Origin of the sequence: Schnuerera sp. xch1 (assembly GCF_019931165.1) — a bacterium.
Taxonomy (GTDB): domain Bacteria; phylum Bacillota; class Clostridia; order Tissierellales; family Tepidimicrobiaceae; genus JAIOUP01.
Genome location: NZ_JAIOUP010000010.1, coordinates 30,339 through 46,170, shown reverse-complemented (window position 1 = coordinate 46,170; position 15,832 = coordinate 30,339). Strand labels below are relative to the sequence as shown.

The window sequence follows — 15,832 nt, the reverse complement described above, 5'->3', positions numbered from 1 at the left end:
TATTATTTTAATATAGCAGCGCTAGCTGCATTAACATCTATGTTGCAACATTTACCTAGTTTTTCCATTGTGTCTATATATATTATTTCAACATTTTCCTTATTACAATTTTTAATTATTTCGCTTGTTATTTTTTCATCCGCATCTTTAGCTATATATACTTTTCTTACTTTTCCCTTAGCTAATGCTCTTTTTACTTGCTTTGTTCCAACTATCTTTTTACCAGAGTCAAACGTTGCCTGCATAAGTGTACTCCTCCTTTTAACATTTTAAAGATTATGTGGATGATATCATCCACATAATCTTTATGTTGTCAAAGAGCTAACTTCATTTTTACGCACTTATATATTTTACCATCACTTAATTTCAGTGTCAACATTATTTTCTTCTAATGTTTCAATTTCTTTATCAATTTCTACATCTTCTTTATCTTCATATACTACATCTATATTTTTATACCTTCTCATGCCTGTTCCAGCAGGAATCAATTTCCCAATTATTACATTCTCTTTGAGTCCTATTAGATGATCTTTTTTTCCTTTTATGGCTGCTTCAGTCAATACTCTAGTAGTCTCTTGGAATGAAGCTGCAGAAAGGAAAGATTCCGTGGATAATGAAGCCTTAGTTATACCGAGAAGAGCTCTCCTCCCTGTTGCAGGCTTCTGTCCATTTTGTTTGATCTTTTCATTTATTGCTTCAAATTCATAGATATTTACAAGACTTCCTGGTAATAAATCTGTATCACCTGCATCTTCAATTCTTACTTTGTTTAGCATCTGTCTTACTATTACTTCTATATGCTTATCATTTATATCTACACCTTGTAGCCTATACACTCTTTGAACTTCTTTTACAAGATATCTTTGTACTCCCTGTGCTCCATTGATCTTCAATATGTCATGAGGATTTACTGATCCTTCTGTTATTTCATCTCCCGCTTCAACAAAGTCTCCAGGTCTTACCTTTAATCTAGAACCATAAGGAATATTATATGATTTACTGTTCCCATCTTTGGATGTAATAGTGATCTCTCTCTTCTTCTTATTGTCATTTATGCTTACTTCTCCAGATATTTCGGTAATAATAGCAAGTCCTTTAGGTTTTCTAGCTTCAAATAGTTCTTCTACCCTTGGCAAACCTTGAGTAATATCATCACCAGCTACTCCTCCTGTATGGAATGTACGCATTGTAAGTTGAGTACCAGGCTCACCTATGGATTGAGCTGCAATAGTACCTACTGCCTCTCCTACATTGACTGGATCCCCTGTAGCTAAGTTCCTACCATAACAATGAGCACACACTCCATGACGAGTTTTACAACCTAAAACAGATCTAACCTTCACTTCCTTTATACCTAGCTCTTCTATTTTTTCAGCTGCCTCTTCCACAATCATAGTACCTTTTTTAACTAATATTTCTCCTGTTTCAGGATTTATTATATCTTCAGCTGAATATCTACCAGCTATTCTATCTTTAAGATCTTCTATTACCTCTTTGCCATTCATAAATGCCCTAGCTGCTAGATATTGATCAGTTCCACAGTCATCTTCTCTTACTATAACATCTTGACTAACATCTACTAATCTTCTAGTTAAATAACCAGAATCTGCTGTCCTCAAGGCTGTATCTGCCAATCCTTTTCTAGAACCGTGCGTTGATACGAAGAATTCTAATACATCTAATCCTTCTCTAAAGTTTGATGTTATAGGTATTTCTATAGTTTGCCCAGAAGCACTAGCCATTAAACCTCTCATCCCAGCTAATTGCCTGATTTGGTTTCTACTACCTCTAGCTCCAGAATGAGCCATTATAAATACATTATTCATAGAATCTAAGTTGTTCATCAATTCTTCAGTAATTTCCTCTGTTGTTCTATTCCATATTTCGATTACTTTTTCATATCTTTCCTCATTTGAAATCAATCCTCTTCTATAGGATTTCTCAAATTTATCTACTTCTTCTTCTGCTTTGCTAATTAACTCTTCTTTTTTGTCTGGTACAATTACATCTTCCATACTTATAGTTATAGCACCTTTTGTAGAATATTCATATCCTAATTCTTTAATATTATCCAACATCGCCGCCGTAACTGTATTTCCATGTTTTCTATAACATCTCTCTACAATAAGTCCTAAAGCTTTTTTATCAACTAGCATATCTATTTCTAAGGAATACTTATCAACTTCTCTATCTACAAACCCTAAATCCTGTGGTATATGTTCATTAAATATAAATCTTCCTACTGTACTTTCTACTAAAACTCCCCTATCATCTTTATCTAATTTTTTCCTTACTTTTACCTTAGAATGTACATCTATATCGTTATTATAATAAGCATGAATCATCTCATCATAATCTTTAAATATCTTATTTTCTGCTTTCCCATCAGGATAATCAACGGTTAAATAATAACTACCCAATACCATATCTTGAGTTGGTGTGGTAATTGGCTTCCCATCTTTTGGTGCAAGAATATTATTTACAGATAACATCAGAAGTCTTGCTTCAGCTTGTGCTTCAGTTGATAATGGTACGTGTACTGCCATCTGATCTCCATCAAAGTCAGCATTATATGCTGTACAAACAAGAGGATGCAATTTTATAGCTTTTCCTTCAACCAATACAGGTTCAAAAGCTTGAATTCCTAGTCTATGAAGGGTAGGTGCCCTATTCAATAATACAGGATGATCCTTTATTACTTCATCTAATACATCCCACACTGCTGGTTTCATTCTTTCTACCATACGTTTGGCAGATTTAATATTGTGAGCAGAGCCTTCTTCTACTAGTTTTTTCATTACAAAAGGCTTAAACAATTCTAAAGCCATTTTTTTTGGTAATCCACATTGGTAAAATTTCAATTCTGGACCAACCACTATAACAGAACGTCCAGAATAATCCACTCTCTTACCAAGCAAGTTCTGCCTAAATCTACCTTGCTTACCCTTCAACATATCTGATAGGGATTTAAGTGGTCTATTCCCTGGTCCTGTCACTGGTCTTCCTCTACGTCCATTGTCAATCAAAGCATCTACAGCCTCTTGAAGCATTCTTTTTTCATTTCTAACAATAATATCTGGTGCCCCTAAATCCAACAATCTCTTTAGTCTATTATTTCTATTAATTACTCTTCTATAAAGATCATTCAAATCTGAAGTAGCAAATCTACCACCATCTAATTGAACCATAGGCCTTAACTCTGGTGGTATAACTGGTATAACATCTAATATCATCCACTCAGGTCTATTGCCAGATTCTCTAAATGCTTCTACAACTTCAAGCCTTCTAATAATTCTTATTCTCTTTTGTCCTGAGGCTTCTTTTAACTGTAACCTTAAATCTGATGCTTCTTTATCTAAATCTATCTTGGAAAGCAGTTTTTTCATTGCTTCTGCTCCCATTCCAGCCTTGAAATTATTACCATGTTTTTCTAAAGCTTCTCTGTATTCTGCTTCTGATAATAGCTGTTTCTCATATAAAGGAGTATCTCCACCTTCAGTTACTATATATGATGCGAAATAAAGAACTTTTTCCAATGAACGAGGAGACATATCTAACATAAGTCCCATTCTACTTGGAATTCCTTTAAAATACCAAATATGAGATACTGGAGCCGCCAATTCTATATGTCCCATTCTTTCCCTTCTAACCTTGGATTTAGTTACTTCAACTCCACATCTATCACAAACTACTCCTTTATATCTTATTCTTTTATACTTCCCGCAATGGCATTCCCAATCCTTAGTAGGACCAAATATTTTCTCACAGAAAAGCCCTTCTTTTTCAGGCTTTAAAGTTCTATAATTTATAGTTTCTGGTTTTTTTACTTCTCCCTTTGACCATTGTCTTATTTTTTCAGGGGATGCAAGAGCAATTCTTATTGAATCAAAATTATTTAATTCAAACAAGGAGCTTTCTCTCCTTTCTATAATAAATTCTAATAAGTATACTTTAAACCTTAATTAGTATTATCATTTTCATCTTCAATGATGAATCTTCTATTTATCTCTTCTTCATATTCATCATCGTCACCTACATATCTACTTTCTGTTAAATCATCATCCATTAATTCTAAATCCGTACCATCATCTACAGATTCCTTAATTTCGATTTCATCGTCTTCACTCAATACCTTAACATCTAAAGCCAAACTCTGTAATTCCTTTATCAGTACCTTGAAAGATTCTGGAACACCAGGCTCTGGTATATTTTCTCCCTTTACAATTGCTTCATAAGTTTTAACCCTACCTACTACATCATCAGACTTTACAGTTAATATTTCCTGCAAAATATTAGAAGCACCATACGCCTCTAATGCCCAAACTTCCATTTCTCCAAATCTCTGGCCTCCAAACTGTGCTTTTCCTCCAAGAGGTTGTTGAGTTACAAGAGAATATGGTCCTGTAGATCTTGCATGAATCTTATCATCTACTAAATGATGTAGTTTTAACATATACATATACCCTACAGTTACAGGATTGTTGAAAAGCTCTCCATTTCTTCCATCCTTTAGTTGTATCTTCCCACTTCTAGGGTATCCTGCTTCTTCAAGGGCTTCTATTATATCATCATCACTTGCTCCATCAAATACTGGTGTTGCTACATGCCAACCCAATTTTTTAGCTGCCAATCCTAAATGCATTTCTAAAACCTGACCCAGATTCATCCTAGAAGGTACTCCTAGCGGATTTAAAACTACTTCTATCGGTGTTCCATCAGGTAAATATGGCATATCTTCTTCCGGAAGTATTCTAGATATAACACCTTTGTTTCCGTGACGTCCACACATCTTATCTCCAACATTTATCTTTCTCTTAGTTGCTACATATACTCTTACCATTTTATTTACTCCTGGAGACAACTCATCTCCTTCATCTCTTGAGAATATTTTTACATCTACAACAATTCCAGATTCACCATGTGGTACTCTCAAAGATGTATCTCTAACTTCTCTTGCTTTTTCTCCAAATATTGCTCTTAGCAAGCGTTCTTCAGCTGTTAACTCTGTTTCTCCTTTTGGAGTTACTTTCCCTACTAATATATCTCCAGAGTCTACTTCAGCTCCTATTCTTATTATTCCATTCTCATCCAAATCCTTGAGCATATCTTCTCCCACATTTGGAATATCTCTTGTAATCTCCTCAGAGCCAAGCTTTGTATCCCTTGCTTCTGATTCGTACTCCTCAATATGAATAGAGGTTAGAGTATCATTGATAACCAATTTTTCATTTATTAATATAGCATCTTCATAGTTATAGCCTTCCCAAGTCATAAATGCTACTAATAGGTTTTTCCCTAATGCAATTTCACCAAGTTCTGTACTAGGTCCATCTGCAATAACGTCTCCTTTTTCAACTCTTTCATCCTTTTCGACTATTGGTCTTTGATTTATTGTAGTACCATGATTAGAACGTTTGAATTTTAATAGTTTATATTTATCAACTTGACCGTCTTCATCTCGCCTTATTAATATTTCATTAGAACTAACTCTTATTACAGTACCTGAATTCTTTGCTATCACTACAACTCCTGAATCTTTTGCCGCCTTATATTCTATACCAGTACCAATAATCGGTGCCTCCGTGTCTATTAGTGGAACAGCTTGACGTTGCATATTAGCACCCATAAGTGCCCTATTAGCATCATCATTCTCCAAAAATGGAATCATAGATGTTCCTATAGATACAATTTGTTTAGGTGATACATCCATATAATCAACTTCGTCACTTGGATAAATGTCTACTTCTCCACCATTACCTCGAGCAATTACCCTTCTATTTACAAACCTATTTTCTTCATCTAATTTCTCATTGGATTGGGCAATAATAAATTCGTCTTCCACATCGGCAGTTAAATATTCAACTTCATTTAATACTACTCCTCTTTCCTTGTCTACTTTTCTATAAGGTGATTCTAAAAATCCGTATTCGTTTATTGTTGCATAGGAGGCTAAAGATGTTATAAGCCCTATGTTTGGTCCTTCTGGAGTCTCTATAGGACACATCCTTCCATAATGAGAATTGTGAACATCTCTTACCTCAAATGAAGCCCTATCTCTGCTTAATCCACCAGGTCCAAGAGCAGACATTCTTCTTTTATGAGTCAATTCAGCTAATGGATTGGTTTGATCCATAAACTGAGACAATTGACTACTACCAAAAAATTCTTTAATAGAAGCCGCTACTGGTCTTATATTGATTAATGCTTGAGGAGTTGCTACATCTATATCTTGGATTGTCATTCTTTCTCTAACAACCCTTTCCATTCTAGATAGTCCTATTCTAAATTGATTTTGTAAAAGTTCTCCTACGGAACGCAATCTCCTGTTGCCTAAATGATCAATGTCATCTGTCTTACCTATTCCATTAAATAAGTTGAATTCATAGTTAATGCTTGCAATTATATCTTCATGAATAATATGTTTAGGAGAAATTTCCTTTATTCTCTCTTTTATAGCCGCCTTTAACTCTTCAGGATCATCATAAGTATCAACAAGTTCCTTCATAATAGGATAATACACTTTCTCTTTTAAACCAAATTCTTCTAAAGTAAATGGCAAGTCAAATGCTTCCTTATTCACAAAATGATTTCCTATTACACAAATCACTTTACTATCATCTGTTAAAATGTTTACTCGATTTATCCCGCTATTTTCAATATCTATAGCTTTCTGTCTTGTAATTTTTTCGCCAGCTGTTACAAATAATTCTCCCGTTTCTAGATCTTTTATATCCTCCGCTGCTTTTTTACCTATAATTCTATTATATAATGCTAATTTTTTATTAAACTTATATCTTCCTACCTTTGCCAAGTCATATCTTCTTGGATCAAAGAATAAATTATTTAATAGAGATTTTGCGCTATCTACAGTTGGTGGTTCACCCGGTCTCAATCTCTTATATATCTCTATTAATGCTTCTTCGTCTGAACTAGTATTATCTTTCTCTAATGTATTTAGAATCTGTTCAGTTTCTCCTAATAATTCTACGATCTCCGCATCAGACTTATAGCCTAATGCTCTCAAAAGAGTACTAACTGTTATTTTTCTAGTTCTGTCAATTCTAACATATACTACATTATTAGAATCCGTTTCATATTCAAGCCAAGCTCCTCGATTAGGAATAACAGTTGAAGAATAAAGCTTCTTACCTACTTTATCAATTTCTTCAGCATAATATACTCCTGGAGATCTAACTAGCTGACTTACTACCACCCTTTCAGCGCCATTAATTATGAATGTTCCTTTTTCTGTCATCAAAGGGAAATCCCCCATAAATACTTCTTGTTCTTTTACCTCTCCTGTTTCTTTGTTTATAAGGCGCACTTTTACCTTTAAAGGTGCGGAAAAATTTGCATCCCTTTCTCTTGCCTCATCTTCATTGTATTTTACTTCATCATTGATATGATAATCTACGAACTCTAAAATTAAATTACCAGTATAATCTTGTATTGGAGAAATATCATTAAACACCTCTTTTAGCCCATCTTCCACAAACCACTTATACGAACTTTTTTGTACTTCAATTAAGTCTGGAAGATCTAATATTTCATCAATACGAGAATAACTCATCCTAACGCGTTTTCCATATTTTACAGGATGTACCATGCATAATTCACCCCTCATTAAACTAAAATAGCCAAAAGCAAATAATAACTTTTGGTAATGTAAACTAAAGTAAATATATTATAATATTGACATATCCGTAGTTTTTTATACAATAAGGTATATTTTCACGTTTAATAGCATCTATATATGTTACCATAGTGTATATGCCATGTCAAGAACTTTATCTTATTTTTTGATATCCTACCATATAATAAATAGAATGAATATTAAGAAAAGGTTCTCAGTTGTTATAATAATTAGTGAGGAGACCTTTTCTTAAAATTCTATTTTAATATAGTTCATTCATTTCTATAGATTAGATTATAAAAAAAAGCTTTCATAATGAAAGCTTTTTTTGCTATATTATTTAAGCTCTATAGTTGCTCCAACTTCTTCTAATTTAGTTTTTATTTCTTCAGCTTCGTCTTTAGAAACACCTTCTTTAACAGCTTTAGGTGCACCGTCAACTAATGCTTTAGCTTCTTTTAATCCTAATCCAGTTATTTCTCTAACAGCTTTTATAACCTTAATCTTTTCTCCGCCTACTTCCGCTAGCATAACATCAAATTCTGATTTTTCTTCTGCAGTAGCTTCTCCTCCACCTGCTGCTGGTGCTGCTGCTACTGCTGCTACTGGAGCAGATGCACTTACCCCAAATTCTTCTTCTAATTCCTTTACTAATTCTGATAATTCTAAAACAGTTAAATTTTTAACTTCTTCCATTAAATTTAATACTTTTTCACTTGCCATTATAATATCCCTCCATAATTTTCTGATTTTAATATTTATGCTTCTTGAGCTTCTTGTTTTTCTTTCACTGCATTTAATGCATATATAAGATTTCTAATAGTTCCTTGAAGAACATTAGCAAAACCTGAAATTGGTGCATTTAATCCACCAAGTGTTTGTGCAATAAGAACTTCTTTCGATGGTAAATTTGCTAAACGCTTGATCTCATCTATACCAACAATATTACCATCTACTATACCAGCTTTAATTTCAAAGTTTTCATGTTCCTTTGAAAATTCACTGGTAACCTTAGCTGGTTGTACTGAATCTTCATAACCAAAAGCAATTGCGTTTGGCCCTGATAGATACTGGTTAAATTCTTCATAACCTGCATCTTTAAAAGCAAATCTCATCATTGTGTTTTTATAAACTTTATAATCAACACCTGCTTCTCTATACTTTTGTCTTAATTCAGTAAGTTCTTCTACATTTAGTCCTCTATAGTCGACTAAAACAACACCTTGAGATTTTTCAACCTTATCTTTAATCTCTTGAACTATTTGCTTTTTTTGTTCTAAGACTTTTTCCTTCAATAATTTCACCTCCTAAAGGTAAACAAATAAAGGTCTCTCCGTAGACACGGAGAGACCTAATCTATAATTTCATAATTAGTTTTCGATCTCACCTCGGTAGGAATTTTAAACCAAATAAGGTCCCTACTGTCTACGGTAATTTATTTATTAATTAACGTTAAGATTATATCAGCAATCTTTATCTTAGTCAATAAATATTTTATTCTTTATTAGGCCCAAGCTTATCAACCAATTGTTGAGGATTTATCTTTATTCCGGGACCCATCGTGCTTGCTATTACAACATTTCTTAAATATTTTCCTTTTGCTGCAGCTGGTTTAGCCTTGATTATTTCTTCCATAATAGTTGAAAAGTTTTCTACCAATTTATCTGTTCCAAATGAAACTTTTCCTATTGGCACATTTATTATACTTGATTTATCAACTCTATATTCTACTTTACCAGCTTTGATTTCTTTTACAGCTTTTTCTATTTCAAATGTAACTGTTCCTGATTTTGGATTTGGCATTAATCCCTTCGGTCCTAATACTCTACCTAGTTTACCTACAACTCCCATCATATCAGGTGTAGCAACTACTACATCAAAGTCAATCCAACCTTCATTTTGAATTTTCCCAACAAATTCTTCTGCTCCAACAAAGTCTGCTCCAGCTTCTTCTGCTTCTTGTGCTTTTTCTCCCTTCGCAAACACTAAAACTTTTCTAGTCTTTCCTGTCCCATGAGGTAATACTACTGCACCTCTTACTTGTTGATCTGCATGTCTTGGATCTACTCCAAGTCTTATCGACAATTCTACTGTTTCATCAAAGTTAGCTTTCGCTGTTTTTTGAACTAACTCCATTGCTTCTCGTGGAGCATATAGATTAGTCTTATCAACTAACTCAATGCTTTCTTGATATTTTTTACCTCTTTTTTTCACTTCTATACCTCCTTGTGGTTTTAACGGAATGTCCTCCCACTAACTATAAATTTATTCTTCAACAACAACTCCCATGCTTCTAGCTGTTCCTGCTATCATTCTCATAGCAGCTTCTATACTGCTTGCATTTAAATCGGGCATCTTCACTTCAGCAATTTCTTTTACTTTATCCTTCGATATCGTGGATACTTTCGTCTTGTTTGGTTCACCAGAACCTGATTCAATCCCTACAGCTTTCTTTATCAATACTGAAACAGGTGGTGTTTTAGTAACGAAAGTAAATGATCTATCCTGATAAACTGTAAGAACTACTGGTATTATCATCCCAGCTTGATCTGCAGTCTTTGCATTGAACTCCTTAGTAAATTGCATAATATTTACTCCATGAGGTCCTAATGCAGTTCCTACAGGTGGCGCTGGTGTAGCCTTGCCAGCTGGTATTTGCAATTTTACTACAGCTATGACCTTTTTTGCCATATTAATTCCACCTCCTAAATTCCAATGTGGTTTAGCGGGATAATCCCTCCCACCTAAATATCTATCTAAAAAGCTTATTAGCTTTTATGAACACCGTTATAACTTTTCTACTTGATCAAAATCCAATTCTACTAATGTTTCTCTTCCAAACATAGATACATATACTTTAACTTTCTTTTTCTCAAAGTTAATGCTTTCAACTGTTCCCATAAAATTCTCAAATGGCCCAGTAATCACCTTTACAACATCATTTGGTTTTAAATCTATAGATGGTGCCGTCTTATCCTGAACTCCTAAAGCTTTTACTTCCTCATCACTTAGAGGAATCGGTTTTGAACCAGGTCCTACAAATCCTGTGACTCCTCTTGTGTTTCTTACAAGATACCATGATACATCGTTTACTATCATTTTTACAATTACATATCCAGGGAAAAGTTTTCTTTCTTTGAATTTCTTTTTCCCACCTTTGGTATCGATATATTCTTCTGTAGGTACTGCTATTTCAAATATATCATCAACCATTCCTCTGTTTTCTACCATCTTTTCAATATTTGCTTTTACCTTTTTTTCATGACCAGAATAAGTATGGACCACATACCATTTAGCTTTCTTAGCCCTTTCTGCTCTACTTTCACCCTTATCCGTCATATTCGCGGGGACCAAATCGGTCCTTCCCTCCTTCTTCAATTATATAATTAATGATAGTATACGCTGTATTCCAAAATCAAAAATCCATACAAATAATGCAACTATAGCACTAACTAAAATTACTATCAAAGTATAATTTATTAATTCTCTTTTATTAGGCCAAGTAACTTTTTTAATTTCAGCTTTAACGCCTTTAAAATATGTTCTTATTTTACTCTTTTTAATACCGGTTTGAGCTGACATAACCTCACTTCCTTACCTAATTTTTATTATCTACTTAGTTTCCTTATGAATAGTATGTGTTTTACAAAACTTGCAATACTTTTTGAGTTCTATTCTTTCTGAATTGTTTCTTTTATTTTTAGATGTTGTATAATTTCTTTGCTTACATTCAGTACAAGCCAATATTACTCTATCACGCATTTGCTACACCCCCTACACGAAAGTATATATCTTAATCAAGTTGATTTCAGACATAATAATCCACCGTTAACTGCATTACTTAATATAAATTATCACAAATTAAAAATTATGTCAACAAAAATAATCCTTCTAATCATCAGTTTACTCTAATAATTTTATCCGCTTTAATCTGAAATTATCCAAATTATTACTTTTTATTACTTTAAAAAAGGCTGGGCCTAAAGGCCTAGCCTTTCTTCATAGCCAATTTTAATTATTCAATAACCTTAGTAACAACTCCAGAACCTACAGTTCTTCCACCTTCACGTATTGAAAATCTTAATCCTTCTTCTATCGCTATTGGTGTTATTAATTCAATAGTAAACTTTGCATTGTCTCCTGGCATTACCATTTCTACTCCTTCATCTAATTCTATGTTTCCTGTTACGTCTGTTGTTCTGAAGTAGAATTGTGGTCTGTATCCATTAAAGAATGGAGTATGTCTTCCTCCTTCTTCTTTTTTCAATACATATACTTCTGATTCGAATTTTGTATGTGGTGTTATTGTTCCTGGTTTTGCTAATACTTGACCTCTTTCTATGTCTGTTCTTTGTACCCCTCTTAATAATGCTCCTATGTTGTCTCCTGCTTGTGCTTCGTCTAATGTCTTTCTGAACATTTCTACTCCTGTTACTACTACTGTTCTGGATTCATTTGTTAATCCTACTATTTCTACATTATCTCCTGTTTTTACTACTCCTCTTTCTACTCTTCCTGTTGCTACTGTTCCTCTTCCTGTTATACTGAATACATCTTCTATTGGCATTAGGAATGGTTTGTCTGTATCCCTTTCTGGAGCTGGAATTGTTTCATCTACTGCTTTCATCAATTCTAATATCTTGTCTCCCCATTCACTGCTTGGATCTTCTAGTGCTTTTAATGCTGAACCTATTATTATTGGTGTATTGTCCCCATCAAATTCATATTCTGATAACAATTCTCTTACTTCCATTTCTACTAATTCAATTAATTCTTCGTCATCTACCATGTCTGCTTTGTTTAAGAATACTATTATGTTTGGTACCCCTACGTTTCTTGATAGTAGAATATGTTCTCTTGTTTGTGGCATTGGTCCATCTGCTGCTGATACTACTAATATCGCCCCATCCATTTGTGCTGCTCCTGTAATCATGTTCTTTACATAGTCAGCGTGGCCTGGACAGTCTACGTGTGCATAGTGACGATTTTCTGTTTCATATTCTACGTGAGCTGTAGATATTGTTATTCCTCTTTCTCTTTCCTCTGGTGCTTTATCTATGTTGTCAAATGCTACAGTTTCTCCTGTTCCTAATCTATCGTTTAGCACTCTTGTTATGGCTGCTGTTAATGTTGTCTTACCATGGTCTACGTGACCTATTGTCCCTATATTAATATGGGGTTTTGTTCTTTCATATTTTGCTTTTGACATCTTTTATTCCTCCTTAGCAAATATTATTATTCTTATGGAAACTCCTCCGGGTGTTTTTTTATATGGAGCCCATGACCGGACTTGAACCGGTGACCTCTTGCTTACCATGCAAGTGCTCCACCGTCTGAGCTACATGGGCATCAAAACCACTAAAAAACATTTTACTACCTAGATATTTCGTTGTCAATAGAGAAATTAAGATTCCCTTAATTCTAAATATCTTTCTAGTTTTCTTTTTACTCTTTGGAGTGCATTATCAATGCTCTTAACATGTCTGTCCAATTCTTTAGCAATCTCCTGATAGGATTTACCATCCAAATATGCTATTAGCACTTCCCACTCCAAATCGCTTAAAAGTTCTACAATCTTACTTTCAATTGAGTATAACTCTTCGCTGCTAATTATCAATTCTTCTGGATTAGTTATTCTAGCAGGCGACACTACATCTAACAAAGTCCTATCTGATTCCTCGTCATATATTGGTTTGTTCAACGAAATATAAGAATTTAACGGAATATGTTTCTGTCTAGTAGCAGTTTTTATTGCTGTAATTATTTGTCTTGTAATGCATAGTTCTGCAAAGGCTTTAAATGAAGCAAGCTTGTCTCTTCTATAATCACGTGTAGCCTTATAAAGCCCAATCATTCCTTCTTGTATTATATCCTCATTATCAGCTCCTATCAAAAAATATGCTCTAGCTTTTAGCTTAACAAAACTTTTATATTTTTTCATAAGATATTCCATTGCTTTAGAATCACCAGTTTTTGCCTTTTCTACTATATCTTCATCTTCCATATTATCATAAATAGTTGTATCCACCCCGTAACTTAATCCAATAGCCACCAAACATCCCCTCCAAAAGTATGTTTGAATTTTACCCCTAATTAATTAAATTATAAATAAATTGGCTCCAATAGTCAAGTCATTCCTGGTCTTTTGCCCATTTATATAGTTTTTTTAAAGTATCTTCATCCAATCTTCCTATTAACAATTCATTTTTGCTATTCTCAGTATTTTTCTTTCTCTTTATCATTCTTTTTTGATCAGATATTTCAGCTTTTAACTCTCTCGCAGAGATTCTAGTACCACCTCTGCCTAGTATTATCTGTTGTTCCATCCAATCCGATGTAGCCACTCTTACACGCTTAGTCCTACCTATTTCGTCTAGAACCTTCTCTATATATTGATCTGCCGTTTCATTTTCCCTTGTATACACTATATCTATATCTTTAAAATTTTCTTTTTTACCACTATTTCCTTTTACCATATGTGCATCAAATACTACTATGACTTTAATTGCTGAATAATATTGATATTCTGCCATTATTTCAACTAACTCTTCTCTAGCTACCTCCAAACTCAAACTACTTAATTCTCTTAAGTTATCCCAGGAATTTATAATGTTATATCCATCAACAAATAGATATTCATTATATCTATTACTTTTTCTTCTCATGGCACTGTCTTACTACTTCATATATTAGAATAGAGGTAGCATTAGAAGCGTTAAGAGAAGAAATATGCCCAAACATAGGAATCTTCAATAAAAAATCACATTTCTTCTTAACGAGACTTGACAATCCTTTACCTTCACTTCCTATTACTAGGGCAACAGATCCCTTTAAATCAGTATTGAAATAATAATTTTTGCCTTCAGCATCAGCTCCATATATCCATAGTCCTTGCTCTTTCAATTTGTCTATAGTATTAGATATATTGTTAACTTTTGCAATCATCATATGTTCTACTGCTCCAGCAGAACTTTTATATACTGTTTGCGTTACATGAGCAGATCTTCTTTTAGGTATAATAATTCCATGAACTCCTGCACATTCAGCAGTTCTAATAATGGCTCCTAAATTATGAGGATCTTCAATCCCGTCGAGGATTAATAAGAATGGTGACTCTCCTAATTTTGTTACTTTATTCAAAATATCATCTAAGAAACAGTAAGAATATGGAGCGACTAAAGCTGCAACACCTTGATGTGAATTTCCCTGGGATATCTGATCAAGTTTATCCTTATAAACATGTTGTAATATGATATTCCTACTCTTTGCTATCCCTATTATCTTATTGATAGAACCTTTTAGTTCCCCCTTAACAACTAATATTTTTTCTACTTCTTTATCAGATTTTAATATCTCCAATACAGGATTTCTTCCTACTATATATTCTTCTTTCATACTCTACTCCTACTTTCTATATTGTTCATTGGAATTAAAAATTCTTAAATTCCTTCCTTACCTCTCTTATTTTCCCACAAGTCATTCTGCCTTCTGTACAAGGTCCAGCTATGCAAGCAGGTCCTGCATCTTTAAATAAATTTGGGTATACCTTTTTAACTAATTTAAGCATCTCTGTTGCTAACTTTCTTATTTCCCATTGAGCTCTATTACAACATCTTAATCTGAAGAAATTTAGTAAGGACCTGGCATTCATAGTGAAAACTATCTTTGTTTCACAAGCATTAGGAAATACATATCTTGCATCCTCTATTGCCTTTTTTTCAGACTTTTGTTGAGCTTCTTTTTTATCCATCCCATTACTTAATAATCTTTTCAAATGATTATCATAAAGTATTTTAGTTATTTCATTATAACATTGCTGGTCTCTTTCCATAGCATCAATGAATACCTTCTTCGCCTCTTTATCTTCTTCAATAGAAGGAGGAATTACATACTCAAACTGGTCTAATTTGACATACCTCTGAGATTGTTGTGAGTAACTTGCTATCCTATGTCTAACGAGCTGATGAGTCAATGTTCTAGAAACTCCCTCTACTCCGAAAGTAAAATTTACATGTTCTATGGGAGACTCATGCCCTAAGTTCATTAACATCTTCAAAAATTTTTCAGTATTTTTATGGTTGAGATTTTCCTCTATATTTTCAATTCCAACCGATGAATAGCATAACTTAGCGGCAGAAGCAATTAGCTTCTCGCCATCAAGCGTGTATCTTAATAATTCAACTTTCATAAATTCCCCCC

15 protein-coding genes, 1 tRNA gene and 1 other annotated feature are annotated in these 15,832 nt (G+C 33.6%); all 16 genes read right to left on the bottom strand.

Annotation, left to right across the window (positions count from 1 at the left end; translation table 11 throughout):
• Window positions 1-2: 2 nt before the first annotated feature.
• Window positions 3-245 carry a ribosomal L7Ae/L30e/S12e/Gadd45 family protein gene (locus K8M07_RS08140; RefSeq protein WP_223377627.1) on the bottom strand — a complete coding sequence of 81 codons (243 nt, stop codon included), beginning with the start codon at window positions 243-245 and terminating at the stop codon, window positions 3-5.
• Window positions 246-356: 111 nt separating this feature from the next.
• Window positions 357-3,908, bottom strand: a complete 3,552-nt coding sequence (rpoC, locus tag K8M07_RS08135) for a DNA-directed RNA polymerase subunit beta' (protein WP_223377625.1) — start codon at window positions 3,906-3,908, stop codon at window positions 357-359.
• Window positions 3,909-3,958: 50 nt separating this feature from the next.
• Window positions 3,959-7,606 (bottom strand): DNA-directed RNA polymerase subunit beta, encoded by a 3,648-nt coding sequence (rpoB, locus tag K8M07_RS08130; RefSeq protein WP_223377623.1) that lies wholly within the window; start codon window positions 7,604-7,606, stop codon window positions 3,959-3,961.
• Window positions 7,607-7,969: 363 nt separating this feature from the next.
• On the bottom strand, window positions 7,970-8,356 hold the full coding sequence (gene rplL / locus K8M07_RS08125; protein ID WP_223377621.1) for a 50S ribosomal protein L7/L12: 387 nt from the start codon (window positions 8,354-8,356) through the stop codon (window positions 7,970-7,972).
• 35 nt (window positions 8,357-8,391) lie between these two features.
• On the bottom strand, window positions 8,392-8,928 hold the full coding sequence (gene rplJ / locus K8M07_RS08120; RefSeq protein ID WP_223377619.1) for a 50S ribosomal protein L10: 537 nt from the start codon (window positions 8,926-8,928) through the stop codon (window positions 8,392-8,394).
• Between the two features lie 16 nt (window positions 8,929-8,944).
• Window positions 8,945-9,082 (bottom strand) — a sequence feature (ribosomal protein L10 leader region).
• Between the two features lie 45 nt (window positions 9,083-9,127).
• On the bottom strand, window positions 9,128-9,847 hold the full coding sequence (rplA, locus tag K8M07_RS08115; RefSeq protein ID WP_223377617.1) for a 50S ribosomal protein L1: 720 nt from the start codon (window positions 9,845-9,847) through the stop codon (window positions 9,128-9,130).
• Between the two features lie 51 nt (window positions 9,848-9,898).
• Window positions 9,899-10,324 (bottom strand): 50S ribosomal protein L11, encoded by a 426-nt coding sequence (gene rplK, locus K8M07_RS08110; protein WP_223377615.1) that lies wholly within the window; start codon window positions 10,322-10,324, stop codon window positions 9,899-9,901.
• 96 nt (window positions 10,325-10,420) lie between these two features.
• The gene (gene nusG, locus K8M07_RS08105) at window positions 10,421-10,972 is read right to left on the bottom strand and encodes a transcription termination/antitermination protein NusG (protein WP_223377748.1); all 552 of its coding nucleotides are present in this window, start codon (window positions 10,970-10,972) and stop codon (window positions 10,421-10,423) included.
• Window positions 10,973-11,011: 39 nt separating this feature from the next.
• Window positions 11,012-11,215, bottom strand: a complete 204-nt coding sequence (gene secE / locus K8M07_RS08100; protein ID WP_223377613.1) for a preprotein translocase subunit SecE — start codon at window positions 11,213-11,215, stop codon at window positions 11,012-11,014.
• Between the two features lie 30 nt (window positions 11,216-11,245).
• Entirely contained in the window at window positions 11,246-11,395 is a 150-nt protein-coding gene (gene rpmG / locus K8M07_RS08095) for a 50S ribosomal protein L33 (RefSeq protein ID WP_223377611.1), read from the bottom strand.
• A gap of 253 nt (window positions 11,396-11,648) precedes the next feature.
• Window positions 11,649-12,842 (bottom strand): elongation factor Tu, encoded by a 1,194-nt coding sequence (gene tuf, locus K8M07_RS08090; RefSeq protein WP_223377609.1) that lies wholly within the window; start codon window positions 12,840-12,842, stop codon window positions 11,649-11,651.
• Between the two features lie 63 nt (window positions 12,843-12,905).
• A tRNA-Thr gene (locus K8M07_RS08085) sits at window positions 12,906-12,981 on the bottom strand.
• A gap of 56 nt (window positions 12,982-13,037) precedes the next feature.
• Complete coding sequence (gene sigH / locus K8M07_RS08080; RefSeq protein ID WP_223377607.1) at window positions 13,038-13,685, bottom strand: RNA polymerase sporulation sigma factor SigH; 648 nt, start codon at window positions 13,683-13,685, stop codon at window positions 13,038-13,040.
• Window positions 13,686-13,764: 79 nt separating this feature from the next.
• Complete coding sequence (locus tag K8M07_RS08075) at window positions 13,765-14,298, bottom strand: NYN domain-containing protein (RefSeq protein WP_223377599.1); 534 nt, start codon at window positions 14,296-14,298, stop codon at window positions 13,765-13,767.
• The gene (gene rlmB / locus K8M07_RS08070) at window positions 14,282-15,028 is read right to left on the bottom strand and encodes a 23S rRNA (guanosine(2251)-2'-O)-methyltransferase RlmB (RefSeq protein WP_223377597.1); all 747 of its coding nucleotides are present in this window, start codon (window positions 15,026-15,028) and stop codon (window positions 14,282-14,284) included. Before rlmB ends, K8M07_RS08075 begins: the two co-directional genes overlap by 17 nt.
• A 34-nt stretch (window positions 15,029-15,062) precedes the next feature.
• Window positions 15,063-15,821 (bottom strand): FAD-dependent thymidylate synthase, encoded by a 759-nt coding sequence (thyX, locus tag K8M07_RS08065; RefSeq protein WP_223377594.1) that lies wholly within the window; start codon window positions 15,819-15,821, stop codon window positions 15,063-15,065.
• Window positions 15,822-15,832 lie beyond the last annotated feature (11 nt).

Excerpts from the sequence above, each read along its gene's own strand:
- rplL (WP_223377621.1), bottom strand. The coding sequence starts at position 8,356 with ATGGCAAGTGAAAAAGTATTAAATTTAATGGAAGAAGTTAAAAATTTA.
- rlmB (WP_223377597.1), bottom strand. The coding sequence starts at position 15,028 with ATGAAAGAAGAATATATAGTAGGAAGAAATCCTGTATTGGAGATATTA.
- tuf (WP_223377609.1), bottom strand. The coding sequence starts at position 12,842 with ATGTCAAAAGCAAAATATGAAAGAACAAAACCCCATATTAATATAGGG.
- rpoB (WP_223377623.1), bottom strand. The coding sequence starts at position 7,606 with ATGGTACATCCTGTAAAATATGGAAAACGCGTTAGGATGAGTTATTCT.
- K8M07_RS08140 (WP_223377627.1), bottom strand. The coding sequence starts at position 245 with ATGCAGGCAACGTTTGACTCTGGTAAAAAGATAGTTGGAACAAAGCAA.
- secE (WP_223377613.1), bottom strand. The coding sequence starts at position 11,215 with ATGTCAGCTCAAACCGGTATTAAAAAGAGTAAAATAAGAACATATTTT.
- thyX (WP_223377594.1), bottom strand. The coding sequence starts at position 15,821 with ATGAAAGTTGAATTATTAAGATACACGCTTGATGGCGAGAAGCTAATT.
- nusG (WP_223377748.1), bottom strand. The coding sequence starts at position 10,972 with ATGACGGATAAGGGTGAAAGTAGAGCAGAAAGGGCTAAGAAAGCTAAA.
- rplK (WP_223377615.1), bottom strand. The coding sequence starts at position 10,324 with ATGGCAAAAAAGGTCATAGCTGTAGTAAAATTGCAAATACCAGCTGGC.
- rpmG (WP_223377611.1), bottom strand. The coding sequence starts at position 11,395 with ATGCGTGATAGAGTAATATTGGCTTGTACTGAATGTAAGCAAAGAAAT.
- K8M07_RS08075 (WP_223377599.1), bottom strand. The coding sequence starts at position 14,298 with ATGAGAAGAAAAAGTAATAGATATAATGAATATCTATTTGTTGATGGA.